27 protein-coding genes and 1 pseudogene are annotated in these 23,972 nt (G+C 52.5%); 15 read left to right on the plus strand and 13 right to left on the minus strand.

The window, feature by feature from the left end; all coding sequences use genetic code 11:
• Positions 1-151 precede the first annotated feature (151 nt).
• The 3 genes from BM025_RS09070 (at position 152) to BM025_RS09080 (ending at position 2,630) form a co-directional block, all read left to right on the plus strand.
• Positions 152-997, plus strand: a complete 846-nt coding sequence (locus BM025_RS09070; RefSeq protein ID WP_085848378.1) for a methylated-DNA--[protein]-cysteine S-methyltransferase — start codon at positions 152-154, stop codon at positions 995-997.
• A gap of 103 nt (positions 998-1,100) precedes the next feature.
• A complete protein-coding gene (locus BM025_RS09075; protein WP_085848377.1) occupies positions 1,101-1,748 on the plus strand; it encodes a YiaD family glycine zipper/OmpA-like lipoprotein in 648 nt (215 codons plus the stop codon).
• Positions 1,749-1,862: 114 nt separating this feature from the next.
• Positions 1,863-2,630, plus strand: coding sequence for a FadR/GntR family transcriptional regulator (locus tag BM025_RS09080; protein WP_085848376.1), 768 nt, complete (start codon positions 1,863-1,865; stop codon positions 2,628-2,630).
• 116 nt (positions 2,631-2,746) lie between these two features.
• Here BM025_RS09080 and BM025_RS09085 read toward each other — a convergent pair whose 3' ends face one another.
• The 5 genes from BM025_RS09085 to BM025_RS09105 form a co-directional block, all read right to left on the minus strand.
• Complete coding sequence (locus tag BM025_RS09085; RefSeq protein WP_085848375.1) at positions 2,747-3,307, minus strand: F0F1 ATP synthase subunit B; 561 nt, start codon at positions 3,305-3,307, stop codon at positions 2,747-2,749.
• Positions 3,308-3,311: 4 nt separating this feature from the next.
• Entirely contained in the window at positions 3,312-3,836 is a 525-nt protein-coding gene (locus BM025_RS09090; protein ID WP_085848374.1) for a F0F1 ATP synthase subunit B', read from the minus strand.
• A gap of 111 nt (positions 3,837-3,947) precedes the next feature.
• Positions 3,948-4,184: a F0F1 ATP synthase subunit C gene (locus BM025_RS09095; protein WP_085848373.1), complete on the minus strand. Its 237-nt coding sequence runs from the start codon at positions 4,182-4,184 to the stop codon at positions 3,948-3,950.
• Positions 4,185-4,241: 57 nt separating this feature from the next.
• Positions 4,242-5,069: a F0F1 ATP synthase subunit A gene (locus BM025_RS09100; RefSeq protein ID WP_085848372.1), complete on the minus strand. Its 828-nt coding sequence runs from the start codon at positions 5,067-5,069 to the stop codon at positions 4,242-4,244.
• Positions 5,070-5,071: 2 nt separating this feature from the next.
• Positions 5,072-5,452, minus strand: coding sequence for an AtpZ/AtpI family protein (locus BM025_RS09105; protein WP_085848371.1), 381 nt, complete (start codon positions 5,450-5,452; stop codon positions 5,072-5,074).
• Positions 5,453-5,683: 231 nt separating this feature from the next.
• Between BM025_RS09105 and BM025_RS09110 the strand changes: the two genes are divergently transcribed.
• Positions 5,684-6,031, plus strand: coding sequence for an ArsR/SmtB family transcription factor (locus BM025_RS09110; RefSeq protein WP_085848370.1), 348 nt, complete (start codon positions 5,684-5,686; stop codon positions 6,029-6,031).
• 38 nt (positions 6,032-6,069) lie between these two features.
• Here the strand turns inward: BM025_RS09110 and BM025_RS09115 are convergent, their stop codons facing one another.
• The 3 genes from BM025_RS09115 to BM025_RS09125 form a co-directional block, all read right to left on the minus strand.
• Positions 6,070-6,927 (minus strand): DMT family transporter, encoded by an 858-nt coding sequence (locus BM025_RS09115; RefSeq protein ID WP_085848369.1) that lies wholly within the window; start codon positions 6,925-6,927, stop codon positions 6,070-6,072.
• Positions 6,928-6,967: 40 nt separating this feature from the next.
• Positions 6,968-7,849, minus strand: a complete 882-nt coding sequence (locus tag BM025_RS09120; protein ID WP_085848442.1) for a LysR family transcriptional regulator — start codon at positions 7,847-7,849, stop codon at positions 6,968-6,970.
• A gap of 146 nt (positions 7,850-7,995) precedes the next feature.
• Positions 7,996-8,718: a hypothetical protein gene (locus BM025_RS09125; protein WP_085848368.1), complete on the minus strand. Its 723-nt coding sequence runs from the start codon at positions 8,716-8,718 to the stop codon at positions 7,996-7,998.
• A gap of 332 nt (positions 8,719-9,050) precedes the next feature.
• Between BM025_RS09125 and ffh the strand changes: the two genes are divergently transcribed.
• From ffh to BM025_RS09180, 11 genes are all read left to right on the plus strand, one after another.
• Positions 9,051-10,559 carry a signal recognition particle protein gene (ffh, locus tag BM025_RS09130; RefSeq protein ID WP_085848367.1) on the plus strand — a complete coding sequence of 503 codons (1,509 nt, stop codon included), beginning with the start codon at positions 9,051-9,053 and terminating at the stop codon, positions 10,557-10,559.
• 2 nt (positions 10,560-10,561) lie between these two features.
• Positions 10,562-11,122: a GNAT family N-acetyltransferase gene (locus tag BM025_RS09135; RefSeq protein ID WP_085848366.1), complete on the plus strand. Its 561-nt coding sequence runs from the start codon at positions 10,562-10,564 to the stop codon at positions 11,120-11,122.
• Positions 11,119-11,415: a chorismate mutase gene (locus tag BM025_RS09140; RefSeq protein ID WP_085848365.1), complete on the plus strand. Its 297-nt coding sequence runs from the start codon at positions 11,119-11,121 to the stop codon at positions 11,413-11,415. Before BM025_RS09135 ends, BM025_RS09140 begins: the two co-directional genes overlap by 4 nt.
• A 58-nt stretch (positions 11,416-11,473) precedes the next feature.
• Positions 11,474-11,848 (plus strand): 30S ribosomal protein S16, encoded by a 375-nt coding sequence (gene rpsP, locus BM025_RS09145; protein WP_085848364.1) that lies wholly within the window; start codon positions 11,474-11,476, stop codon positions 11,846-11,848.
• 204 nt (positions 11,849-12,052) lie between these two features.
• Positions 12,053-12,700 (plus strand): 5,6-dimethylbenzimidazole synthase, encoded by a 648-nt coding sequence (gene bluB, locus BM025_RS09150; RefSeq protein WP_085848363.1) that lies wholly within the window; start codon positions 12,053-12,055, stop codon positions 12,698-12,700.
• 30 nt (positions 12,701-12,730) lie between these two features.
• On the plus strand, positions 12,731-13,240 hold the full coding sequence (rimM, locus tag BM025_RS09155; protein WP_085848362.1) for a ribosome maturation factor RimM: 510 nt from the start codon (positions 12,731-12,733) through the stop codon (positions 13,238-13,240).
• A 7-nt stretch (positions 13,241-13,247) separates the two neighbouring features.
• On the plus strand, positions 13,248-14,024 hold the full coding sequence (locus tag BM025_RS09160; protein WP_085848361.1) for a hypothetical protein: 777 nt from the start codon (positions 13,248-13,250) through the stop codon (positions 14,022-14,024).
• A gap of 39 nt (positions 14,025-14,063) precedes the next feature.
• Positions 14,064-14,888, plus strand: a complete 825-nt coding sequence (gene trmD / locus BM025_RS09165) for a tRNA (guanosine(37)-N1)-methyltransferase TrmD (RefSeq protein WP_085848360.1) — start codon at positions 14,064-14,066, stop codon at positions 14,886-14,888.
• A 289-nt stretch (positions 14,889-15,177) separates the two neighbouring features.
• The gene (gene rplS / locus BM025_RS09170) at positions 15,178-15,552 is read left to right on the plus strand and encodes a 50S ribosomal protein L19 (protein ID WP_085848359.1); all 375 of its coding nucleotides are present in this window, start codon (positions 15,178-15,180) and stop codon (positions 15,550-15,552) included.
• An 11-nt stretch (positions 15,553-15,563) separates the two neighbouring features.
• Positions 15,564-15,785: a 50S ribosomal protein L31 gene (gene rpmE / locus BM025_RS09175; protein ID WP_085848358.1), complete on the plus strand. Its 222-nt coding sequence runs from the start codon at positions 15,564-15,566 to the stop codon at positions 15,783-15,785.
• Positions 15,786-16,007: 222 nt separating this feature from the next.
• Positions 16,008-16,820, plus strand: a complete 813-nt coding sequence (locus BM025_RS09180; protein WP_085848357.1) for a division plane positioning ATPase MipZ — start codon at positions 16,008-16,010, stop codon at positions 16,818-16,820.
• Between the two features lie 98 nt (positions 16,821-16,918).
• On the opposite strand, the gene BM025_RS09185 is transcribed toward BM025_RS09180, so the two are convergent.
• The 5 genes and pseudogenes from BM025_RS09185 to BM025_RS09205 form a co-directional block, all read right to left on the minus strand.
• Complete coding sequence (locus BM025_RS09185; protein ID WP_085848356.1) at positions 16,919-17,227, minus strand: hypothetical protein; 309 nt, start codon at positions 17,225-17,227, stop codon at positions 16,919-16,921.
• Between the two features lie 138 nt (positions 17,228-17,365).
• On the minus strand, positions 17,366-18,319 hold the full coding sequence (locus tag BM025_RS09190; protein ID WP_085848355.1) for a glycosyl transferase family protein: 954 nt from the start codon (positions 18,317-18,319) through the stop codon (positions 17,366-17,368).
• Complete coding sequence (locus BM025_RS09195; protein ID WP_085848354.1) at positions 18,316-20,976, minus strand: nitrate reductase; 2,661 nt, start codon at positions 20,974-20,976, stop codon at positions 18,316-18,318. The genes BM025_RS09190 and BM025_RS09195 overlap by 4 nt, the downstream gene beginning before the upstream one ends.
• Before the next feature lie 38 nt (positions 20,977-21,014).
• Positions 21,015-22,277 (minus strand): annotated as a pseudogene (locus BM025_RS09200) (NAD(P)/FAD-dependent oxidoreductase); the annotation flags it as partial.
• 2 nt (positions 22,278-22,279) lie between these two features.
• Positions 22,280-23,968: an ABC transporter ATP-binding protein gene (locus BM025_RS09205; RefSeq protein WP_170842165.1), complete on the minus strand. Its 1,689-nt coding sequence runs from the start codon at positions 23,966-23,968 to the stop codon at positions 22,280-22,282.
• Positions 23,969-23,972 lie beyond the last annotated feature (4 nt).

Genomic DNA, 23,972 nt, shown 5'->3' on the forward strand with positions numbered 1-23,972 from the left:
CTTAATGCCTTTTTGTGGCCTTAACAGCAAGGCTCAGGTTTTTATTAAACGGATAGTAAATCGCCAAATGCATTTCACGCTTTGCCCAAGTTTCGGGTCGCGTGCTTTAAATGTTTCGCTAGACTAACCCAATACGCAGATTGGGGCCGCTATGACCGTTGAAGACCGTTATCATTATCACGTTATTCGCCGTGCGATTGCACGTATAGATGCGGCTGATAAACCATTATCGCTTGAAACACTGGCCCGTGATCTTGGTATGAGCCCTGAACATTTTCAAAAAGTGTTCTCAAAGTGGGCTGGCGTCTCGCCAAAGCGATACCAACAATATTTAACACTCGACCATGCCAAAACCTTAATGAAATCTCGGCAAACGCTTTTGAATATCTCACAAGACGTGGGACTGTCATCCGCTGGGCGCTTGCACGATTTGTTTTTGCGTTGGGAAGCCATGACCCCCGGAGATTACGCCCGCAAAGGCAGTGGGATAGATATTGCTTTTGGCTGGTGCGATACACCCTTTGGCGAAGCGCTTGCGATGGCGACGGATCGTGGCCTGTGCGGACTTGCATTCACGTCTGAATTTGGTCGCAACGCCAGTTTTAACGATCTGAGTGCGCGCTGGCCCGAGGCGACATTTGTTGAAAACCCCGCACGTGTGCTGCCTCATGTTGACGCAGCGATCAATGGTGGAACAGCCGATTTGCATCTTATGGGCGGGCCGTTCCAGATCAAAGTGTGGCAAGCACTTTTGTCTATCGGTGCGGGGCAAGTCACCACCTATGGCGATATTGCCGCCGCGATCGGCAGCCCCAAAGCTGTGCGGGCCGTAGGAACAGCCGTGGGCAAAAACCCCGTGAGCTGGCTCATCCCCTGCCACCGGGTCTTGCGAAAATCAGGGGAACTTGGTGGATATCATTGGGGCTTGCCCGTCAAGCGCGCCATGCTTGCCTATGAAACTCTTCAAAAAGAGCACTATAAGCACGTGCAGCAATAAGCACGTTTCCGCCAGTTTTTCGCCCCAAGTCGTGATGTGACTGCGCATGCACCACAACCTACGTTAAAAGACCAACAAGAGAAGTTTAACAAAAGGTAGTCTCATGAAGACCCGTACCCTTATCGCCCTTCCACTTGTTGCAATCGTCGCTTTGGCGGGCTGCACAGAACCCGGCTATATGAACGACCCAAATTCAAAAACCCAAAAAGGTGCCATCACTGGTGCGCTGATTGGTGGCATCGTTGGCCTAGCCCAAGGTGACGGCGCAGGCAAAGCCGCCGCTGGTGCTGTCATCGGCGGTGCTGTTGGCGCTGGCATTGGCAATGCTCTCGACAAACAAGCCGCTGATCTGCGCCAAGACTTGGGCAACGACAACGTGACCATCGTCAACACAGGCTCACAGCTTATTGTGACCCTGCCGCAAGACATCTTGTTTGCAACCGATAGCGCAGTTGTACGTGCTGGGCTTCAGTCAGATTTGGGCGCTTTGGCGCGCAACTTGCAAGACTACCCATCAACAACCGTGCAAGTGGTCGGACATACAGACAACACCGGATCTGCAAGCTACAACCAAGATTTGTCCACACGCCGCGCGTCGTCCGTATCGGCCATCTTGATTGCCAATGGAACAGCATCTTACCGCATCCAATCTTACGGTCGGGGCGAAGACGCACCTGTGGCCACGAACCTTACAGCCGAAGGTCGGGCGCAAAACCGTCGCGTCGAGATCGTTATTTCCCCAAACACCTAAGATATCTCACACATCATTTAAAAGGCCGGCAATGCGTCCGGCCTTTTTTAATGGCCAGATGCGTAACGTGGTCATATAAATTGACCAATCATATCTTTCACTCTCGGAGTCGCGATGCCCTTTCAAAAAATCCAATCTGAAAAATTGGCACAAAGTGTGGTCAAGCAGGTCGAACTTTTGATATTACGTGGCATTTTACGTCCGGGCGAACGTTTGCCCGCAGAACGTGATTTGGCCGAACGGATGGGCGTGTCTCGCCCGTCATTGCGAGAAGCCATCGGCGAGCTGAGTGAAAAGGGTCTGCTTGAAACACGCGCCGGTGCAGGCGTTTATGTGGCAGACGTTTTGGGATCAGCATTCTCACCAGCCTTGGTCAAACTTTTTGGTGATCACGATGAAGCAGTGTTCGACTACATTGCCTTTCGTCGCGACATGGAAGGGCTCGCGGCACAGCGCGCCGCCACCGTTGGGTCCGATACAGACCTTCGCGTCATCAACACCATTTTTGAAAAAATGGAGGCGGCTCATCCAAAGCGCAACCCAAGCGACGAAGCCCGTCTGGACGCCGAATTTCACCTGTCGATCATTGAAGCCAGTCACAATGTGGTCATGCTGCATATGATGCGGTCAATGTTTGATTTGCTGCGTGAAGGTGTGTTTTACAATCGCTCGGTGATGTTCAAGCAACGGACCAACCGTGCCGACCTGTTGGACCAACACCGCGCCATCAATGACGCCCTGCAAGCCCGTGCACCACAGCAAGCCCAAGCTGCAGTGATGGCCCACCTGACCTATGTTGAGGGCGCGCTTAAAGATCAGCAGAAGTTTGAAAAGAACGAAGAAATCGCCAAATTGCGTTTCGATCACGAACAAAAACGCTAATTGATATAAGCGCGCAGTAAATGCTCTACGTTCACTTTTCTGATGCAAATACGCAAACAAAAACCCCCGCAGCCTAAGGCAACGGGGGTTTGTAATTTCAAAAGATGCAATGTTGCTTAGTGAAGCTTTTCGCTTACATCAACGATCGCTTCATCGATCAGTTTGTTCGCATCAGTCACTGTCATTTGTTTTGCAATCACATCTTTGGCTGCAGCAATAGCAACAGTTACAGCTGTGTTGCGCACATCACGAACAGCCGCAGCTTGCGCAGAAGCAATCTGATCTTGAGCAGAAGCAAGGCGGCGCGCGATGGAGGTTTTGATGTCCTCTTTCGCTTTGACCGCATTTGTATCTGCATCAACTTTAGCTTGTGCCACAATCGCATCAGCCAAATCTTGAACTTCACGCTGCTTGCGCTCGTAAGATGCCAAAATGGTTTGTGCTTCTTCGCGTAGGGCACGTGCTTCTTCAAGCTCGGATGAGATCCCTTCAGCACGTTTGTCCAACATGCCGCTGATCAACTCCGGTACTTTTGCGTAAAGCAAGATACCAACGAAAACGAGAAAGCCGAGCAAGACGATAAAGTTCGTATTGTTAAACGACACGAAAGGACCAGAAGCAGCAAAAGCTGGTGTCGCAGCAACCGCGAGTGTCAGGGAGAGAAGTGCTTTTTTCATGGCCTTACCCTTTCAAACGAGCGTTGATGGCTGCGGTGAGCGTCTTTGCGTCGGCTTTTCCGCCAAATGCAGCAACAAGTTCTTTAGCAGTATCTTTCGCAACAATTTTAACGCTGTCTGCTGCGTTGTCGCGAATGTCTGCGATGGCCGCTTCAGATTCAGCTGCTTTTGCTGCGATTTCTGCATCGGCTTTGGCCAAGGCAACATCCAGTTCAGCCTGAATGGCGGCGTTGGCTTCGCCTGAAATACGCTGAGCTTCGGCTTTGGCCTCTGCGAGCGCTTTGTTATATGCGTTTTCCGCGTCTTGAGCTTTGAGCTTGAGCTCTTCAGCGGCGGAAATGTCGTTCATAATTGTGCCGGACCGCTCTGCAAGCACCGAAGAGATGCGTGGTAGTGCAACTTTGGACAGAACGAAATAGATCACGACAAGCGTGACGAGAAGCCAGAAAATCTGGTTTGGGAAATGTGCAAGTTCAAGCTGCGGCATTCCTGCTGCGCCTTCAACTGCCCCATGTGTCTCTGTCGCCATGGTGTCCTCCTGGCTATAAGTCATTCCCACCGAAGAAACGGAGAGAGCCAAAATTACGCTAGGGTGGATCGGTTAAGACCCACCCTGCCGTAAGGATGTAGTTGGTCTAATTTAGACTGCGAACATCAAGAGAAGTGCAACGAGGAACGAAAAGATCCCCAAAGCTTCTGCAAAGGCCATGCCGATGAAGAGTGTAGCAGTTTGTGATGCAGCTGCAGATGGGTTGCGCAATGCGCCTGAGAGGTAGCTGCCAGCAACATTACCAACACCGATAGCTGCGCCACCCATGCCGATTGCTGTGAGACCTACACCGATGTATTTGCCGAGTTCTGCGATATTGCCTTCCATGGGGGTATCTCCTTACGTTGGAATTGGCTGAAAAGTTAGAGTTCGGACCTGATCCGATTAGTGTGCCGGATGCAGCGCGTCTTTAAGGTACACGCAGGTCAGAATGGTGAACACGTAGGCCTGAATAAAGGCTACGAGAATTTCAAGGCCGTACATTGCTGCAATGGCCGCGATAGAAACGGGTGCGATCAGTTTGATGGCCGCGAAGGTCGCGAAAACTTTGATCACAGCGTGACCAGCCATCATGTTGCCAGCCAAACGAATAGAGTGGCTCACAGGACGCACAAAGTATGAAATAAGCTCGATGATTGCGAGAACAGGGCGCAGCGCGAGAGGCGCAGATTTCACCCAGAACAATTCAAGGAACGCCGCACCGTTTTTGACAAAGCCAAGAACCGTGACAAAGACAAAGACGAGCAAGGCCAGAACACCTGTCACCGCAATGTGGGTTGTAGGTGTAAAGGACACGGGTAAAAGGCCCAAAACGTTTGAGAAGGCGATGAAGCAAAAGAGCGTCATGACATAAGGGAAATAACGCACAGCGTCTTTACCACCAACATCTTCAAGCATCTTGTAAACAAAGCCGTATGTCAGCTCAGCGATAGATTGACCTTTAGATGGCACAATCGCGCGCCCGCTAGACCCAACAACCAAAAGCAAAACGACACCAAGAACAGTCAAACCCATCCAAAGTGTGGCGTTGGTGACAGTGTACCAGTGAATGTCGCCACCAAAGAGTGCTTTGATTTCGAATTGATCCATCGGATGGAACGCAAGACCACCATGGCCAGTTGGCACAAGGAAAATCGCGATCACGATAAGTGCGAGAATTGCAAAGAAGATCACTTTGCCTGTACCACCTGATTGTTTAGCTTGATCAGACATGTTCAATCTCTCTCGTCATCTGCAGCCTGCGCCGCGTTATCATCTGACGCAGTTGCCTGCGCATTCAATTTCGAGGCTTCCGCCTCTTGTTCCGCTTGGATAGTCTGGGCTGTGCGCATCATCGTTTTGACGCCCGCAGCAAGACCAAATCCAACCATCAGCACAATAAAGATGGGCGTTGTGCCCAAGAGCGCATCAAGCCCCCATCCTATGCCGAAACCGATCAAGAGACCGGCCACCAATTCTATCACCATCCGCCATGCCATATTGGCCTGAGAAAAGTGTTCTTCGCCGCGGGAGCTTTTAGGCGCTTGCGCCTGTTTCAAACTTGCGATCCGCTCGTCCAAGGCTTTTAGGCGCTTTGGGTCATGCGGGTCGGTCATCGTTGAAGGCCCCTTTGGCAGTTGGCGGCAAACTAGGCGTAGGGTGGGTCAGAGTCAATATAGGATTGGCGCCGTCAATAATCGAATAAGGTACTGAATAATAACAATATTAAATCAATCACCAAACTACACGACATCTCAAACTGGATACGCAAACCCCATTTCAAGCCCCCACACTATATTCAACCAAATGGTTGACCAACAGGCCCCGCCCTTTTAACTCTGATACCTATGACCAAAGCCCCTGCCCCCCAAACCCTTGATCTCATATTTGCCGCCCTTGCCGATCCCACACGGCGCGCGATCCTTGAGATGCTGTTGGAGGACGACATGGCCGTCACTGACGTGGCCGAACCGTTCGAGATGTCTTTGGCAGCGGTCAGCAAACACCTGACACTATTGATGCGTGCAGGGTTGATCGCTCAAGAAAAGCGTGGGCGGGTGAAATGGTGCAAACTCGAACCCGACGCCATGCGCGCATCGTCTATTTGGATGCAAGGCTTTGGCCAGTTCGAGGCGCTCGATTTGGACGGGCTTGAGCGGTTTTTGGAAGCGGAGTTGGGTGAGGACGCAGGCTAACGTATTTATGCTACATGTCTCGCAGCATACACGCCCAGCTATTCCTCATGCTTCAACAGCAGAAACAGCGCCAAGATCGTCAAGCCAATGCCGACAAAAACCAAACCAGACGGCACACCGTTGCCCAGAGCGACTTCCCATAGGATCACCCAAGAGGGCGTCAGATAAGTATAGGCCATGACCTTAGCGCTGTCCAAACGCACAGATGCAAAGGTCAGCAACGTGGCGGTCATGGTGGTGGCAACAATCGCGGTATAACCCATAGCGATCCACACGATGCTGGGCAGGGCCAGCCAATTGGTCGCCACTATATTAGAGGCCCCAAACAACAGCACCACAAGTGTCGTGGCGACCAAGATGAAAAAGATAAATACCGGCGTGCGCTCACCACGGCTGAGACGCGGCACCAAAGGCGTGTACAGCGCATGGGCCACAACACCCGCAAAATAAATCATCTCGCCACGCCCGACCTCAAAAGCCAAAAATGCCGAAAGGTCCGCGCGAAACACCACCCAAAGCGCCCCAGTCGCGCCAACAGCCAGCGCAAAAGCGATGCGTTTGGTGGTAATCTGGCGCATGATGAAATAGCCGAACACCGCAGACAGCACGGGCGTCAAAGTAAATAACGCCGAAGTCGCAATCGGAGCCGCCGTTTTCAGCCCCGTGAACATCATAATAAAGTAAAACGCGAACAAGCCACCCAAGATCACATAACGCCAAGGCGCAGCCATGGCTGATCGGTTGATCCCACCAGTCGCCATCGCCAAAACGCCGACAGCGCATGTCGCGATGATAAAGCGCAGACCATTAAAGGCGATCGGTGTGATCGTTTCGGTTTTCATAGCCATGCCGCCCAGCGAAAAGCTGCCAGCCACTAAGCAGGAAAAGATGAGCATCGCCAAATGCCCATTACGTCGATCCAAATCGGCCTGTGACCTAGTCAAAGGACCATTCCTTGGACCGCTCTTTGAGGTAGCTCAAAAAGGCTTGGACTTTGGGGGTTCGGTGCAAGTCGACGTGGGTTACGATCCAGTTCGGAGCGGTCCATTCAGCATCGTCCGGCAAAATCTGGATGATATTTTCGTCTCTCGCCGCGAATTCGTAGCTTATAAAGCCTGCGCCAGCCCCCGCCATAACCGCTTCAATCGTTGCTTCCAGTGTGGAAACGCGAAAGCTGACCTGTTCGGGAGTGACGTTTTCACTCAACCAACGCATCGTCGGCGCGCGGTGTGCCAAATCGTCAAAGCCGACAAATCGCATCTGCGTGAGCAAGTCCTCGGGTGCGGGCATGCCAAAGCGGTCAATATAAGATTGGTGCACAAACAGACCGAATTTTTGTTCGACAAAGGGCTGAACGACATTGTCAGGCTCTTGTGGTGCCGCGCCTGTGCGGATCGCAACATGGGCTTCACCGTATTCCAGCCTAAACACCCGCTCTCCGGTTAAGTACCGTACGATCACATGGGGGTGCAGGGTTTGAAAATCCGCCAAGATCGGCGCGATCATTCTAGAAATTCCAGGCAAAGACGTCACGATCAACTCACCGCTGACATCTTCACCGCGCCCTTTGATCCGGTTCACCAACTGGGAAAACTGGTCGTCTGTCGCCTGCGCGACCTTTAACAGATCCGTGCCAGCCTCGGTTGATGTGTAGCCGCGCGCATGTCGCTGAAACAGTTTCACGCCAAGCGTTTGCTCAAGCGAATCGATATGACGGATCACCGTTGCGTGGTGCACGCCCAAAACTTGCGCTGCCCCCGAAACAGTGCCCATCTTAGCCACTTGAAAGGCTGTGCGGATTTCATCCCAATTTTCGATATTCATAACAATCTCAATATGTGCACGCGTGAACGAAGTTTCTCATTTTGGCGTCATATGTTCAAAAAGACAAGCACACGCGTCGTCTTTTATCACGAAACCTATGGTTCAAACCGGTGCCTCAGCAGAGCTTTAGAGGCTGGTCTTTACAAACGTGCGTCCTCAAAGGCGTTCAGCCACAGCGCATCAATCTCGGCGATGATATTTGGATCAAACGTGTCAATGTGTTCCCAATAGCGCCCAGAGGGCACGACATAGGCCATTTTTTGTTCCAACATCTTCGCTGACTGCGCGACATCAGCATTATATGGCACACTGCTTTGCGGAGTATTCAAATCTGCCAAAGTTCCGCGCGGATAGGGCAGGACGCTTGGCTCTGTACTCAAATTAATCAAAGCGCAATCTTGCTGCGCCGCGCAAATCTGCAGGCGCCGCGCCTTTGCCGTCAGAGACACCAAAGTGGGATCTTTGCGCAATGGATCAGCCGTGCCTGTGCCATAAAAATGCGTTGGACCGCTTGAGGGGTACACCATATCGCAGGCAAAGACGTACAGATTTTGGGGACGAAACGCATCCAACGCCCAATAGGCAGCGGTAAATGCCATAGTCCCCCCAGCATAAACAAACCCGCCATATTTGTTTTGCGCGTCCACATATGTATCTGCCCCAATTTGAACGCGCCCTTCGGGAATGGTCTGAGGGCGACGCTCAGCAGGAAAATCTTCAGGGTGAATGAAGTGCGTCCATTGAGGCACCGCACGCCACGCATTGTTTATAACAACCACGGCATCAAAGGCGCTTGTGTCCCACTGTGCAACTTGCGGCGCAGATGGCGCACTTCCGACAATCAATATATTGCGCACGGTCATGCCCTTTTTCGTTATTCAAAGTATTAACCTTAGATAAAGCGCGGCCTTGCGAAGTCCAACACTCATATCACGCCGTGCTTTGCTTCCTCAGTCTTGACTCCTAGTCCTGCCCCGCGTAATGCAAGCGCAACTCTCCGGAAGCACATAGCCTTCCGGTCCCATGGCATATGCCGGGATCGCCCTCCGTCAGCGCGTTGCGCCCACGGGGGCGCTCATGCTTTGAACTGCTTTTGTTTCGCATAAGTGTTCTGGTTTGGCCCATCTGCCTTGGTTTATCGCCGCTTCATGCACACATGAGGCACAACAGTTTTTAGGGTCTTAGGAGGGCCGGCATGTTTGAAAATCTATCCGAACGCCTGTCCGGTGTTTTTGACAAACTGACAAGCCAAGGTGCGCTGTCTGAAGATGATGTCAAAACCGCGCTGCGCGAAGTGCGCGTTGCCTTGCTTGAGGCCGACGTTTCCTTGCCTGTTGCCCGCGATTTTGTAAAAGCCGTTGAAAGCCGCGCCACAGGCCAAGCCGTGACCAAATCTGTCACGCCGGGCCAGCAAGTGATCAAGATCGTCCACGACGAATTGATCAATGTGCTCAAGGGCGATTCTGAAGATACCGAGCTTTTGAAAGTCGATAACCCACCTGCCCCGATCTTGATGGTCGGTTTGCAAGGTGGTGGTAAGACCACGACGACTGCGAAACTCGCGAAGCGCCTGAAAGAAAAGCAAGGCAAACGCGTGCTTATGGCCTCGCTCGATGTCTACCGCCCAGCGGCGATGCATCAGCTTGAAGTCCTAGGTCAGCAAATCGGCGTCGATACATTGCCAATCGTTGCGGGTCAAAAACCTGCCGACATCGCCAAACGTGCGAAACAGCAAGCAATCATGGGCGGCTATGACGTCTACATGCTCGACACCGCTGGTCGCTTGTCTATCGATGATGAATTGATGGCCGAAGTCGAAGCTGTCCGTGATGTCACCAACCCACGCGAAACATTGCTCGTGGTTGATGGTCTGACGGGGCAGGATGCCGTAAACACGGCGGAAAACTTTAACAATCGCATCGGCATTTCCGGCGTTGTTCTTACCCGTATGGATGGTGACGGACGCGGTGGTGCTGCACTTTCTATGCGCGCCGTCACTGGCAAACCTATCAAATTTGTCGGCCTTGGCGAGAAAATGGATGCGCTCGAAGAGTTCACTCCTGATCGTATCGCGGGCCGTATCCTTGGCATGGGCGACATTGTTGCACTTGTTGAGAAAGCCCAAGAAACCATTGAGGCCGAGCAAGCAGAGCGCATGATGCGCCGCTTCACCAAAGGCCAGTTCAACATGAACGACATGAAAATGCAGCTCGAGCAAATGCTCAAAATGGGCGGCATGGAAGGTCTCATGGGAATGATGCCCGGCATGGGCAAGATGGCCAAGCAAGTCAAAGAAAGCGGTTTTGAGGACAAAACCATCGCGCGCCAAATCGCGTTAATCCAGTCCATGACTAAAAAAGAACGCGCCAACCCTGCTTTGCTGCAAGCCTCGCGCAAGAAACGCATCGCCAAAGGTGCTGGTCTTGAAGTGTCCGAATTGAACAAACTTTTGAAAATGCACCGTCAAATGGCGGACATGATGAAAAAGATGGGCAAAATGGGCAAAGGCGGCATGCTGAAACAAGCCATGAAGGGCATGATCGGCAAAGGCGGCCCTCAAGGTCTAGAAGACATGGACCCCGCGAAAATGGCCGAAGCCACCAAAGCGCTGCAAGGTTCTATGCCACGTGGCATGGGCCTGCCCGGTTTGGGTGGCGGTATGGGATTACCCGGCAATCTGACTGGTCTTGGGAAAAAGAAATAACCATGACCACAGCGCCCACCATAGAAACCCAACGCTTGCGTCTTCGTGCGCATGTCAGCGCAGATTTCGACGCTTACGCCGATGTCTTTGCCTCGGCACGCGCGGGTTACATGGGCCAACTCAAACGTCGCCAAGCTTGGTTCAGCTTTTGCTCTGACGTGGCACAGTGGTCTTTGTTTGGTCACGGGGCATGGGCTGTTGAACGTTTGGATGACGACGCACTTGTCGGCCAAGTTGCATTGCTGAAACCAGACCATTTTCCAGAGTTGGAATTGGGTTGGATGATGACCGAAGCAGGCGAAGGCAAAAGCTATGCCTTTGAAGCGGCACAGATGGCCCGCGATTTCGCTTATGCAGAGTTGGGGCGTGACACTCTGGTGTCCTACATCGATCCAAACAACACGCGCTCTATCGCCTTGGCCACACGCCTTGGTGCACTGCGCGATGATACAGCGGCACGTCCTGATGGCGAAACGCTTGAAGAAACGATCGTCTATCGCCACCCAGATGCTGCGGCATTGCTAGAGGGTGATCACGATGGCGGAATGGAGGCTTACGCATGAGTGATCCAGTCAAATTGGCCCAAGACGTGCTGTCAGAGCACCGTGAAAGCATTGATCGCTTGGATGCGATTTTGATCTACACGTTGGGCGAACGCTTTAAGCACACACAGGCCGTCGGCAAACTCAAAGCCGAATACGACCTGCCCGCCTCTGACCCAAACAGGGAAGAGAAACAAATTGCACGGCTCGAAGATTTGGCAAAACGCGCCGATGTCGATCCAGAATTCGCAACGAAATTCCTGAAGTTCATTATTCAGGAAGTGATCAAACACCACGAACACCACAAAGATTAACGACAAACTGCTTGGGCTCTGCCCCTCGCATCCCAAACAGAAACTAGGAGATACTATCATGGCTATGAAAATTCGCCTCGCGCGCGGTGGTTCTAAGAAACGCCCATTTTACCGTATTGTTGCTGCAGATTCACGCATGCCACGTGACGGCCGCTTCATCGAAAAACTCGGTACATACAACCCATTGTTGGCCAAAGATTCCGAAGATCGTGTGATCATGGATCTGGACCGCGTGAAATACTGGTTGGGTCAAGGCGCTCAACCAACTGAGCGTTTGGCACGTATGCTCGAAGCAGCTGGTGTTCTTGCGAAAAAAGAACGCAACAACCCGAAAAAAGCTGTCCCAGGCAAAAAAGCTCAAGATCGCGCTGAAGAAAAAGCACAAAAAGTTGCTGATGCGGCTGAAGCTGCGGCAGCCCCTGCTGAAGCATAAGTCTAGCCGTTGCAGTCATCTGCAGCGACACGGACAAAAAGCGCAGACTGTTTGATCTGTGCTTTCTCTATCGGCGTCGGGTTTGCCCTTTGGGTGGGCCCGGCGTTTTTTATGCTCTAAGGTCCATGTGGGGTTTGTCGACACCAAGCCTTGACCACAGGGGCCGTTGAGATAAAGCTGAGACTAGGGAGACAGGACAAACAGATGAAAACGACATCTCGAACAGGTCAGTTCACGCGTGCCTTTCGCGATGATTTTCAGATGCTGATGCGGTTGCGGCGCGATGTGCGCCACTTTCGCACGGACCCTGTCGATCCCGATCTCTTTGCCACCTGTCTCGATAGCTTTTCACTGGCGCCTTCCGTTGGGCTTTCACAACCTTGGCAGATCGTAGATGTCAAAAGTGACAAAGCCCGCGCGGCAGTCCAAGCCAATTTTGAAACCGCCAACGCACAAGCTCTGAGCGGCTACACTGGCGACACAGCGAAACTTTACGCGGGACTTAAGCTTGCAGGCCTACGTGAAGCCCCCATTCATTTGGCCGTGTTTTGCGATGAAGCGTCTGAGAAAGGCAAAGGTCTTGGCGCGGGCACCATGCCCGAAATGCGCCGCTATTCCGTTGTCTGTGCCATCATGCAGTTCTGGCTAACCTTGCGCACGCATGGCTTAGGCCTTGGCTGGGTATCGATTTTAGATGCCGCGCGTTTGAATGACGATCTTGATATTCCTAAAGACTGGGCGCTGGTCGGCTATCTGTGTATCGGTTGGCCGCAAACCCAAACGCTTGACCCCGAACTTGAACAGCTTGGCTGGGAAGAACGGCTGCCTTGCCCTCTTCCCGAGATACGCTAATCTAGCCACATATAAATGAAAGAACACGCTATGAGCGACACGAGAATTATCGTTGGGGCCATCGCAGGATCCTTTGGCGTACACGGCGAGGTGCGTCTCAAATCCTTTTGCGTCCCACCCGAGGCCATTGCAGACTATAGCCCGCTGTACACCGAAGACGGCAGCCGCAGCTTTGATATTGTACTTGAAAGATCCATCAAAAATGGCTTTGCTGTGCACCTCAGCGGTGTGAACAATAAAGAAGATGCAGACGCCCTAAAAGGCGTCACGCTGTTTGCCGATCGTGACCAACTGCCATCCTTGCCTGATGATGAATTCTACTACACAGACCTTGTGGGGCTTGAAGTTTATGACACTGGTGGCACCAAGCTTGGCATCGTGCGCGTTGTGGTTGACCATGGGGCTGGCGATTTGCTTGAAGTTTATGCGCCAACGATGAAAGCGCCCGCACTATTGCCCTTTACCAAGGCAGCTGTGCCAACGGTTGATCTTGCGGCGAAACGTATTATTGCCGACCCACCCGAAGGTCTGTTCGAGTGATTTAGATATGAGTCGACGCATCATAATCCATGCGGGGTTTCACAAAACTGGCACCACGACGTTGCAGGACACTCTAAGCCTGAACGCGGGATTTTTTCTGCCCCACGTGGAACTTTACCTGCGAAATGGTGTGTTGATTTCGTCGCTGTCGCGCGCCGTATTAGATTTTTCAGGAAACCGTGGGAAAAGAACACGGGATGAAGTGCGCGCGCAGGCCGAGATATTTTTTTCACTCATCGACCAAAAAGACCCGCGTCCTGTTCTAATCAGCAGCGAAAGCCTTGCGGGTCATTTCCCAGGATCTTCTGGCGTCTCAAAATACGCCCCCGCCCCCCTCGCCATCGAAACGATCAGGGATGCATGGGTTTTTGTGTCAGGCACAGCAGATGGGTTTGAAACCTATTATTCTACGCGCCGCACCGGATGGCTGGCGTCTTGTCATTGGCACAGGTTGAAACATAGCCGTTCAAAAATCAGCCTTGAAGACTATTGCGAAACGTTCGCCAGTGCCGCGGATCACGCCAGTATCATTGATGACATACGCGCGCGGATTGGCGTGCATGCGGTTCATTCCGTCGCGCTTGAAGATATGGATCATCCCATTGATCCTATTTTGGAAATTCTAAACCTATCCCATTTGCGCGCTGATTTGAACATCCCTCCGAATGCCAATGCATCGCTTGGGGACGAGGCGCGCGAAAAACTATTGATGCTCAATCGCAGCAATACAGGGAACCGCGACTATCAACAAGCCAAGGCAGCGATTTTGCGTATCACAACCTGACCCCTTTTCCTTTTGCACGCGTACAGGCTATATGGCTCCATGACCGATCAACCCACAAGAACACCGTCCACATCTTTGTCAAAATCCCATGGCCGCATTGCCGTGCGCCCAAGTTTGCAACCTCGTGATCTTATGGTGGACACGCCGGAGCTTGCAGGCACGTGGAAGGCGAAAATCATCACGCTTTTGCCCACCGCATTTCCTGGGATGCTCGGCGAAAGCCTGACGGGCAAAGCGCTGCAAGATGGGCTGTGGCAACTTGAACCGATTGATCTGCGGATTTTTGGCGAGGGCAAACATCGCAACGTCGATGACACCCCTGCAGGCGGTGGCGCTGGCATGGTGTTGCGGCCTGATATTATGGGCAAAGCGATTGATTTTGCGCAAAACGGCCTGCCAAGTGACCGTGAAAAATGGCCACTCATCTATCTATCCCCACGCGGCAAACGCTTTGATCAAGCGACGGCAAAACGCTGGTCCAAAGCCGAAGGCATCACCATGATTTGCGGTCGGTTTGAAGGCTTGGATGAACGCGTGATCGAACACTACGACATCGAAGAAGTGTCATTGGGTGACTTCGTTTTGACCGGCGGTGAAATTCCTGCGCAAGCGATGATCGACGCCACAGTACGCCTGATTGATGGTGTGCTTGGCAATGCAGAAAGCATCGAAGAAGAAAGCCATTCCAACGGCTTGCTTGAGCACCCACAATACACCCGTCCAGCTGACTGGCGTGGTCATAAAATTCCCGAAGTCTTGATGTCTGGTCATCATGGCAACATCGCCAAATGGCGCGCGGACATGTCGAAATCTCTGACCCAAGATCGCAGGCCGGATCTATGGACCTTGCATAAAGCACAATAAAACCCGCCTCTTTTTTAAAGCATTCGACATGGCCGTCTCCCTCTTGCCTCGTCCCTCATTCAAGCCTATACACCGCGTGTTCGGGATTGGAATCAGTCACCGGACCGTTTGTGTATTGGTATTTGCGCCTTCTTCGACGCAGGATATTGCCCCATAGCAAACGCGATAAAGTAAAAACGACCTGAACACTCTTGCGGGCATCATTTGATGGACCCGATAGAAGACACAGAGCTCTGAGGACGTACACACCTTCACGGAAAATACCGTGAGCATATATTGGAGAACAGCGATGAACCTTATCGCACAGCTGGAAGCCGAGCAGATTTCTGCACTCGGCAGCACAATTCCAGATTTTAAACCGGGTGACACCATCCGCGTTGGTTACAAAGTTACCGAGGGCACGCGCTCTCGTGTACAGAACTACGAGGGTGTTTGTATCGCTCGTAAGAACGGCAAAGGCATTGCTGGCTCGTTCACAGTTCGCAAAATTTCTTTTGGTGAAGGCGTAGAACGTGTGTTCCCGCTGCACTCCACAAACATCGATAGCATCGAAGTTATTCGTCGTGGCCGTGTACGTCGTGCGAAACTCTACTACTTGCGTGATCGCCGTGGTAAATCCGCACGTATCTCTGAAGTCACCAACTACAAAGCGCCTAAGGCGTAAGGGGTCCTGTCATGAAAAAAGATACACACCCAGAATACCACACCATCAACGTCAAAATGACAGATGGCACAGTGATTCAAATGAAATCCACTTGGGGTTCCGAGGGCGATCAGCTTGCACTCGACATCGATCCATCTGCGCACCCTGCGTGGAACGGTGGCAGCTCCCGTCTCCTCGACCAAGGCGGCCGCGTTTCCAAGTTCAAAAACAAATACGCAGGTCTTGGCTTCTAAGCCAAACACCTTTGATTGTATTATTAAAAACGCCGCTCTTAGGAGTGGCGTTTTTTTATGCCTCTTCACCTCTCGCACACTAGACTTCCAAGTCACAAAGCCCTTCGTTTTCATCTCAAATCAGCAATTACTCTTGCGCCAATATAGGCAAGGGCGGCATATAGGGACAAAGCAAAACAGGCGCGCACAAGTACACCGCGCCGCAAGTAAGGTGGACAACACGTGGCGCACATTATCATCGTAGGCAACGAAAAGGGCGGCGCAGGCAAGTCGACCGTGTCCATGCATGTTGCGACAGCCCTGTCACGCATGGGCCTCCGCGTTGGTGCGCTTGATTTGGACTTGCGTCAAAAAACCATGGCCCGCTATTTGGAAAACCGTCTGGCGTTTTGTCTGCGCGAAGGTTTTGACCTGCCGACCCCTGAATATCGCGAACTGCCATCAGTGAGCGACGAAGACTTGGGTGAAGGCGAAAACATGTATGACCGCCGCTTGTCCTTGGCTGTGTCAGGCCTTGAAGAAACCTGTGATTTTATTTTGATTGATTGTCCGGGGTCGCACACACGCCTTAGCCAAGTGGCACATTCGCTGGCCGACACGCTGATCACGCCGATGAATGATAGCTTTATTGACTTCGATTTGCTGGCACGCGTTGATCCGGAAACCAATAAAATCCAAGGCCCGTCTGTGTATTCAGAAATGGTGTGGAATGCGCGCCAATTACGGGCGTCTGCCGGATTAAAACCCATCGATTGGGTTGTTTTGCGCAACCGACTTGGGGCGCAAAATATGCACAATAAGAAAAAAATCGGCGATGCGATGCAAGAACTGTCCAAGCGGATTGGCTTTCGCGTTTCGCCGGGGTTTTCTGAGCGCGTTATCTTTCGCGAGTTGTTCCCACGTGGCTTGACCTTGCTTGACCTGAAAGAGATCGGCGTCAAAAATGCGCTCAACATTTCCAATGTGGCAGCGCGTCAGGAAGTACGAGATTTGATGAAAACGCTTGATCTTCCCGGCGTTGATATCAATTTTTAGCCCACGACTCTATTACCCACAGGTCACTCAAATCAGCTCCACGGAACAATCACGGTCTGAATGATTTTTTTAACTGAGGGCGCTTTAAAAGGCTCGCCTCAGGCAAGGCGATCTAGGCGTGACAAAAACTTGTCCTGTTTGTTTTTCTTAGAAGCCCGCCCGGTTGTATCGTCGTGGATTTGATCATGACTGTGGCGCACACCCAACACAGGCGCGTTTGACGGCTCGGGCATATGTGTATCAAGCTTTTTCGGTCCACGGCGCTCAAAATAGCGTTGCGTCAACAGCGCAACAAGCGCGAAAACCATCAAGCCAACGCCGATAGCCCCCAACACAATGCTATCGCCTGTGCTTAGACCATTCATCCATGCTTCAAAAGAAAGCTGTGCGTTTTCCCAAAGTGCCATGCCTGTTCCCACTCTCAATGACGTTTACCACCTTTCACCCTGTAAAAAGGCAAAAATTAGACTTTGTTGCGGAAACAACTGTGAGAATTAAGGGCGAAAAGTGGAACCGAACGGGCTACACAGCGCATAGGTGACCCATTATTTATCGCGCGTCGTCCACAATGTGCGCGCTGCTGCACTGGGATTATGGTGACCAAGCGTATCCAGCGCCAATGCCGCGGTGCTTTGGATCACGCCCTCAGCAAAGGGATCAATCAGCGCACCGGACCAGAGCGCAGCCAAACGCGCTGGGTCGCTTTCCCCATCATTCAGTTTACGTGTCTCGTCTAGGTCGGGCTCGAAATGATATTCCCACGGTGCGCCGTCGCGCAGACCAAATGCCACGATATCTTTGGATGGGTTACGTTCAAATTCACCCCCGCCGCCCTTGATCACAGTAAGCGACTTGAGGGATAAAATCTGCGACGCATCAGATTGAAGTTCACGGTATGAGGGATGAAAAACGCCCTGTACGCTCACATCAGCCCCGCCGGGATTGAGCATCCGGCTGACGGTATTTAAACAGGAACGCAGGTTGAAATCACGCCGCAGCAAAAGCAATTTCAGTAATTTAGGCGCAAAATTTTCAAGCGGCAGATAAGCAATGCCCTGCGCTTTGAGGCTGTGTGCGGCGGCATCTGCATCGGCACACACAGCAATTCCAGCATAGGGCAACGCATCACGAATGGCCTGCGCCGCCTCGCCTTCGCCGTTAAACCCATGCATCAAAACGCTGTACCCAGCTTGAGCGACCAATTTGGCAGAAAGCAGAAAATACGGCAGCCCACGCGTGCGACCTGCAGCGTAGCTTGGCCAATCCAAATCAGGTTGCGGGACAGCTTTCAAATCATCCCGCAAGGCTTGTGTGAAGCCTGCGATTTCATCGGCGACCTCGCCTTTCATGCGTAGCAACATCAACAGTGCGCCGACAGATTCAGGCGCAGCTTGCCCCGCAAGAATGATCTGCATCGCCTCATAGGCCTCGGTGTAAGTGAGTGCCCGCGAGCGCCCGGGGCCGCGGCCTAGAATTCGAACATAGGGAGCGAGTGTCATTCTGCGGCTTCTTTCAAATTGGTCTGCGCCCCCCGCACCTTGGCAAGAAGCTCTGCTAACTCTGGTCTGCAAGAGCCACAATTCGTGCCCGCTTGCAAGGCTTTGCCAATCATGTCCACACTCATCAAACTTTGGGCTTCGATGGCGGCCACGATCGTATTCACCCCGACATTAAAGCATGAACACACCACAGGACCAGCGTCAGGTTGATCCGCAGGCGATACACCCGCGATGGCATTCGGCGCATCGGTGTTGGGTAAGGTCGCAAGATAATCACGCATCACAGCCACGGGTGATTTTGACACAAACAGCGCCGCTTTGAGAACACCGTCTTGATAAAAAGCCAACCGTGCAGTGCCCGAGTTTGCGTCTATCATAATTTGCGCTGGCGTGTCTGGCAAAGCAAACATCCGGCGCGCTTCGACTTCCCAATCTTTAGGAGCGCTACTTCCTGCCAATTCAAACCTGTATCCTGTCGTGGTTTTTGCCCGCGCCCAATAGGCACAGTTTGGCGAGACCTCACCGGTAGAGATCGCAAAGCCATACCACTCGGCCTGAAACGGCGTCACTTGGACAACGGCAGCTTTGCTTTCAGGCTGACCAGACACAGGGTCGACCACAGGGGGCACCAGCGCGTCAACCCGCGCACAAGGGGCCGTTTCACCGGTCCAATGCATCGGTGCAAAAACATCACCACGCGTGACGCGATCTGTGATCAATGCGCGAAAAATACCACTGCCAACAGGGCTTTTCACCTGCGCCAACATAGAGTGTTCAAGGCCCATGGCCTGTGCATCTTCGGGGTGGATTTCCAAGAACGGCTCGGCCAAGTGTGCCGACAGACGCGATGACAAAGCAGTACGGGTCATCGTGTGCCATTGATCACGAATACGCCCTGTATTGAGACGGAAAGGATAGCGTTTTCCCGTCTTTGCAGCGGGGGCCCGATATGCCAGTGGCAGCATACGCGCTTTGCCATCCGGTGTGAAAAACTTGCCATCTGCAAAAAACCTACCGCCTTGGCGCGTGTCAGTGATAGGCCAGCGTTGCGGCTCAAGCGTGTCATAGGCGTCATTGTCGATATCCCCCAAGGCCGAGATATCAAAGTCCTTGCCAAAGGTGGTGCCAAGGCGGGACATTTGCGCATATTCGCGGAAAATGTCAGCTGGAGTGCCAAAGTCAAATGCAGACCCCCAGCCCATTTTGTCCCCCATGCGCCGACCAACATCTGCCAAGATATCCCAATCTGGGCGGGCTTGTTCTGGGGCAACCATAGCTGCGCGTTGACGTGATATCGTGCGGTCTGAATTCGTGACAGTCCCGTCTTTTTCGCCCCATGCAGACGCGGGCAACAGCACATCTGCCAAGCGTGCTGTGTCTGTGGCCGCCGTGATGTCGCTGACGACCACAAAATCACAGCTCTTCATCGCTGCGACGACCTTATCTGCGTCAGGCATCGACACAGCGGGGTTGGTGTGAATGATCCACAAAGCTTTGATGCGACCATCACCGACAGCTTGGAACATGTCGACAGCCTTGAGACCTAATTTGGGCGACAGGCGATCTGTTTGCCAAAAACTAGACACAGCAGCATGGTGATCAGGGTTTTCAATATCCAAATGACAGGCAAGCATATTGGCCAAGCCGCCAACCTCGCGCCCGCCCATTGCATTGGGTTGGCCTGTGACCGAAAATGGGCCGCAGCCCTTTGTGCCAATACGCCCCGTGACCAAATGGCAATTAAGGATAGCGTTGACTTTATCAGCGCCTGATGATGATTGATTGACCCCTTGAGAAAACACGGTGACGGTTTTGGGCGTGCCGATCCACATATCATAGAACTGAGTGAGCGCACTGGCCTCAAGCCCTGTGACACTGACATCATCGGCTTGAGCCGCCTCAATCGCAGCTTGAGCCCCGTTCACATGGTTGAGATACTGGTGATCAATCGCGCCACGCGCAGATATCTCGCCCAAAAGCCCATTGAACAGCGCCACATCCGTACCCACACGCAGCGGCAAATGCAGATCGGCCAGATCACAACTTGCAGTGCGACGCGGGTCGATGACAATAATTTTCAAGTTGGGGTTCTTGTCACGCGCGGCCACGATGCGTTGATACAACACAGGATGACACCACGCCAGATTGGACCCGACCAACACAATTTGATCCGCCGTTTCCAAATCCTCGTAGGTGCCTGGCACAGTGTCTGTCCCAAAAGCCCGCTTGTGACCCGCAACGGTAGACGCCATGCACAACCGCGAATTGGTATCGATATTGGCCGAACCGATAAAGCCCTTCATCAGCTTGTTGGCCACATAGTAATCTTCGGACAACAGCTGTCCTGATACATAGAACGCAGCGCTGTCTGGTCCGTGCTTGGCAATCGTGTCGGTAAACTTTTGGGCCACCAGATCAAGCGCAGTGTCCCAATCGGTGTCAGTACCGTTCAATTGTGGGGCCAAAAGCCGATCGCCAAGTCCAACGGTTTCGCCCAAAGCTGATCCTTTGGAGCACAAGCGACCAAAGTTTGCAGGATGATTGGGATCACCGCGCACAACCAAACCACCCTGCCCGTCAGGTTTCAGCAAGACACCGCATCCGACCCCGCAATAAGGACAGGTGGATCGGGTTTCATCTGATTGACAAGGCTTCATCACGCGGCCCCTTTCAGAGCGACGGGGTGTTCTTGGGCGACTGCGGCACGCACGGGCATGCCACCAATGGCGCACTGCGGCAAAGCAGCGATATCTGTTTCAAACGCAGGGCCAAAAATCAGTTGATCACGCAAAGCTGAAATATCTGTTTGTGCCAAGATATGAGACTGAAACCACGCCCCATCGCGCGTGTCCCCATAAAGCACCGCGCCTATAAGCTGCGATCCCTGGATCACCAATCGTTTATACGCGCCCTGTATAGGGTCATTCAAAACGATAATTTCACGTCCTGTGGCATCGGTAAAGTCACCAGCAGAAAACAAATCGCAGCCGGTCACTTTAAGCTTTGTTGCAACTTGTTTTTGCACAAAACGCGCGGGACACCCCATAAGCGTTTGCGCCAGAACTTTGGCTTGATCAAACAACGGGGCCACCAGTCCAAACACTGCGCCGTCATGTTCGATGCATTCTCCCAATGCGAACACATCATCCACAGAACTGCGCATCATATCATCGACCTTCACGCCCATATTGACAGTCATACCTGCGTCTTTCGCCAGAGCAACATTGGGGCGAATGCCCACCGCCATAACCAAAAGATCACAGGGCAATTCCGTACCATCGCTCAACTGCAAAGCCCGCACATTTCCATCAGGGCCAGCCAAGATAGCCTGCGAGTCAACATCGCATAAAACAGTGATACCGCGTGCCTCGATATCCTTTTTCAACAGTCCACCTGCGACGGCATCCAACTGGCGATTCATCAAATGAGACGCCTTATGGATCACAGTGACCTTGATGCCGCGCGCGGCCATGCCAGCCGCAGCTTCAAGCCCCAAAACGCCGCCGCCAATCACCACAGCTTTGGCATCAGGGATTTGGGAAAATTCAATCATCTTGGCGGTGTCTTCAAGGTCACGATAAGCGATCACGCCAGGCAGATCATGACCCGGCAATGGGATTATGAAAGGCACTGACCCTGTGGCGATCACGACCTTGTCGTAGGGCACGGCCCCCTGTTCGCCCCAGACAATCTTGGCCTTGGGATCAATCGACAACACGCGCTCGCCGAACCGACAGGTCACATGATGATCGTTGTACCAAGCATCATCATGGGTCACGATGTCTTCATAGGTTTTCTCGCCCGACAACACAGGCGACAGCATCAATCGGTTATACGTGCCGCGTGGCTCTGCATTGAACAACGTCACTTGAAAATCATCAGGAGCGTCCGCCATCAAGTGATCCAGCAAACGCCCTGTGGCCATACCCGCGCCGATGATGACCAAACGCGTCATCATTGTCATTCCGCAGCCACAGCTTTGGCTGGCGGTGCCACTTTGGGCTTTGGAGTCGCGCCGTGCTCATACTCTTCCAAGAAATCCAATACCTCTTGGCGGTAGGCGTAATAATCGGGATGCTCCAAAAGCGCTTTACGCGTGCGTGGACGTGGCAGCTTGATATCGGTGATTTTGCCAATCGTGGCTTGCGGCCCGTTGGTCATCATTACCACGCGGTCCGACAGTAAAATCGCCTCATCAACATCATGGGTGACACAAATCGCAGTGACTTTGGTGCGTTCCCACACTTCCATCAACACCTCTTGCAATTCCCACCGTGTCAGACTGTCGAGCATGCCGAAAGGTTCATCAAGCAACAGCAATTTTGGGGACAAAGCAAAGGCGCGCGCAATGCCGACACGCTGTTTCATTCCGTTGGACATGGAATGCGCAGGCTTGTCCATTGCGTCCGCCAAACCGACACGTTCGAGATAGTATTCGATCACGTCTTGGCGCTCGGCTTGGCTGGCTTTTGGGTAGACTTTGTCCACACCTATAGCGACGTTTTCTTTGGCGGTGAGCCAAGGAAACAGGTTGGGCGACTGGAACACTACAGCGCGCTCGGGGTCCGCGCCGCGCACCTCATAGCCATCAAGTTTAATCACGCCTTTGGAAATATCATTCAGTCCCGCAGCCATAGTCAAAACTGTGGATTTACCACAACCTGAGTGACCAATGATGGAAATGAATTCACCACGATTCACTTTCAAATCGAAATCTTCAACAACCGTCAGTGGACCTTTGGGGGTTGGGTAAATTTTGTGGATTTTCGAGAAATCAAGGTAACGTTGTTCGATTGAACCTTCTTGTGCATCGGCAACAACTTTGGGCACAGAATGGATCGCCGTCACATTTGGCAAACTGCGCATGCCTTCGTGTTTGGCCGTGATCCCGACATCCATAAGATAAGACGTCACGGCTACGCGCAGCGCTTTAAACGCCGCATCCGTATTCATAGCACCACGATCACGAGGGCGCGGGATATTAACCACAAAGGGCTCTCCCAGAGTACCATCCGGGTTCAGCGGCACAATACGATCTGCCAAAAGAATTGCTTCATCTACATCGTTGGTGATCAAAATACAGGTCTTTTGATCACGCTCCCAAATGTCCAAAATCTCATCCGCCAAATTGGCACGGGTGAGCGCATCCAGCGCTGAGAGCGGCTCGTCCAACAACAACATTTCGGGATCCATCGCCAATGCGCGCGCAACGGACACACGCTGGCGCATTCCGCCAGATAATTCAGCAGGACGGCGCGCGGTCGCATGCCCCAAGCCAACCATGTTGATGTAATGATCCGCTTTGTCGCTTTGCTCGGCTTTTGACAGCTTTGGAAACACACTTTGCACAGCCAGCAAAACGTTGCCCTTAACCGTCAACCACGGCATCAACGAATAGGATTGAAACACCAAGCCACGCTCTGGACCGGGCCCTGTGATCGGCTTGCCTTTGTAAGTGACCTTGCCAGTGTCAGGTGTCTCTAACCCTGCCACCATATTCATCAAAGTGGATTTACCGGAGCCGGAAAACCCGAGGATGGCTAGAAATTCGCCCTCTTTCACATCAAGTGAAATGTCTTTCAAAACCTCTGTGCGCGTCAGCCCGTTTCCGAAGCCTTTGTATACTTTATCAAACGTTAGAATGCTCATGAAA

It is taken from the genome of Pacificibacter marinus, from assembly GCF_900109555.1.
GTDB classification, from domain to species: Bacteria; Pseudomonadota; Alphaproteobacteria; order Rhodobacterales; family Rhodobacteraceae; genus Celeribacter; species Celeribacter marinus_C.

Excerpts from the sequence above, each read along its gene's own strand:
- BM025_RS09075 (WP_085848377.1), top strand. The coding sequence starts at position 1,101 with ATGAAGACCCGTACCCTTATCGCCCTTCCACTTGTTGCAATCGTCGCT.
- BM025_RS09070 (WP_085848378.1), top strand. The coding sequence starts at position 152 with ATGACCGTTGAAGACCGTTATCATTATCACGTTATTCGCCGTGCGATT.
- BM025_RS09080 (WP_085848376.1), top strand. The coding sequence starts at position 1,863 with ATGCCCTTTCAAAAAATCCAATCTGAAAAATTGGCACAAAGTGTGGTC.
- BM025_RS09185 (WP_085848356.1), bottom strand. The coding sequence starts at position 17,227 with ATGGCACTTTGGGAAAACGCACAGCTTTCTTTTGAAGCATGGATGAAT.
- BM025_RS09095 (WP_085848373.1), bottom strand. The coding sequence starts at position 4,184 with ATGGAAGGCAATATCGCAGAACTCGGCAAATACATCGGTGTAGGTCTC.
- BM025_RS09160 (WP_085848361.1), top strand. The coding sequence starts at position 13,248 with ATGAGTCGACGCATCATAATCCATGCGGGGTTTCACAAAACTGGCACC.
- rplS (WP_085848359.1), top strand. The coding sequence starts at position 15,178 with ATGAACCTTATCGCACAGCTGGAAGCCGAGCAGATTTCTGCACTCGGC.
- BM025_RS09085 (WP_085848375.1), bottom strand. The coding sequence starts at position 3,307 with ATGAAAAAAGCACTTCTCTCCCTGACACTCGCGGTTGCTGCGACACCA.
- BM025_RS09190 (WP_085848355.1), bottom strand. The coding sequence starts at position 18,319 with ATGACACTCGCTCCCTATGTTCGAATTCTAGGCCGCGGCCCCGGGCGC.
- BM025_RS09205 (WP_170842165.1), bottom strand. The coding sequence starts at position 23,968 with ATGAGCATTCTAACGTTTGATAAAGTATACAAAGGCTTCGGAAACGGG.
- BM025_RS09195 (WP_085848354.1), bottom strand. The coding sequence starts at position 20,976 with ATGAAGCCTTGTCAATCAGATGAAACCCGATCCACCTGTCCTTATTGC.
- BM025_RS09110 (WP_085848370.1), top strand. The coding sequence starts at position 5,684 with ATGACCAAAGCCCCTGCCCCCCAAACCCTTGATCTCATATTTGCCGCC.
- rimM (WP_085848362.1), top strand. The coding sequence starts at position 12,731 with ATGAGCGACACGAGAATTATCGTTGGGGCCATCGCAGGATCCTTTGGC.
- BM025_RS09125 (WP_085848368.1), bottom strand. The coding sequence starts at position 8,718 with ATGACCGTGCGCAATATATTGATTGTCGGAAGTGCGCCATCTGCGCCG.
- BM025_RS09105 (WP_085848371.1), bottom strand. The coding sequence starts at position 5,452 with ATGACCGACCCGCATGACCCAAAGCGCCTAAAAGCCTTGGACGAGCGG.
- BM025_RS09140 (WP_085848365.1), top strand. The coding sequence starts at position 11,119 with ATGAGTGATCCAGTCAAATTGGCCCAAGACGTGCTGTCAGAGCACCGT.
- BM025_RS09115 (WP_085848369.1), bottom strand. The coding sequence starts at position 6,927 with ATGCTCATCTTTTCCTGCTTAGTGGCTGGCAGCTTTTCGCTGGGCGGC.
- rpsP (WP_085848364.1), top strand. The coding sequence starts at position 11,474 with ATGGCTATGAAAATTCGCCTCGCGCGCGGTGGTTCTAAGAAACGCCCA.
- ffh (WP_085848367.1), top strand. The coding sequence starts at position 9,051 with ATGTTTGAAAATCTATCCGAACGCCTGTCCGGTGTTTTTGACAAACTG.
- BM025_RS09135 (WP_085848366.1), top strand. The coding sequence starts at position 10,562 with ATGACCACAGCGCCCACCATAGAAACCCAACGCTTGCGTCTTCGTGCG.
- rpmE (WP_085848358.1), top strand. The coding sequence starts at position 15,564 with ATGAAAAAAGATACACACCCAGAATACCACACCATCAACGTCAAAATG.
- BM025_RS09100 (WP_085848372.1), bottom strand. The coding sequence starts at position 5,069 with ATGTCTGATCAAGCTAAACAATCAGGTGGTACAGGCAAAGTGATCTTC.
- trmD (WP_085848360.1), top strand. The coding sequence starts at position 14,064 with ATGACCGATCAACCCACAAGAACACCGTCCACATCTTTGTCAAAATCC.
- bluB (WP_085848363.1), top strand. The coding sequence starts at position 12,053 with ATGAAAACGACATCTCGAACAGGTCAGTTCACGCGTGCCTTTCGCGAT.
- BM025_RS09090 (WP_085848374.1), bottom strand. The coding sequence starts at position 3,836 with ATGGCGACAGAGACACATGGGGCAGTTGAAGGCGCAGCAGGAATGCCG.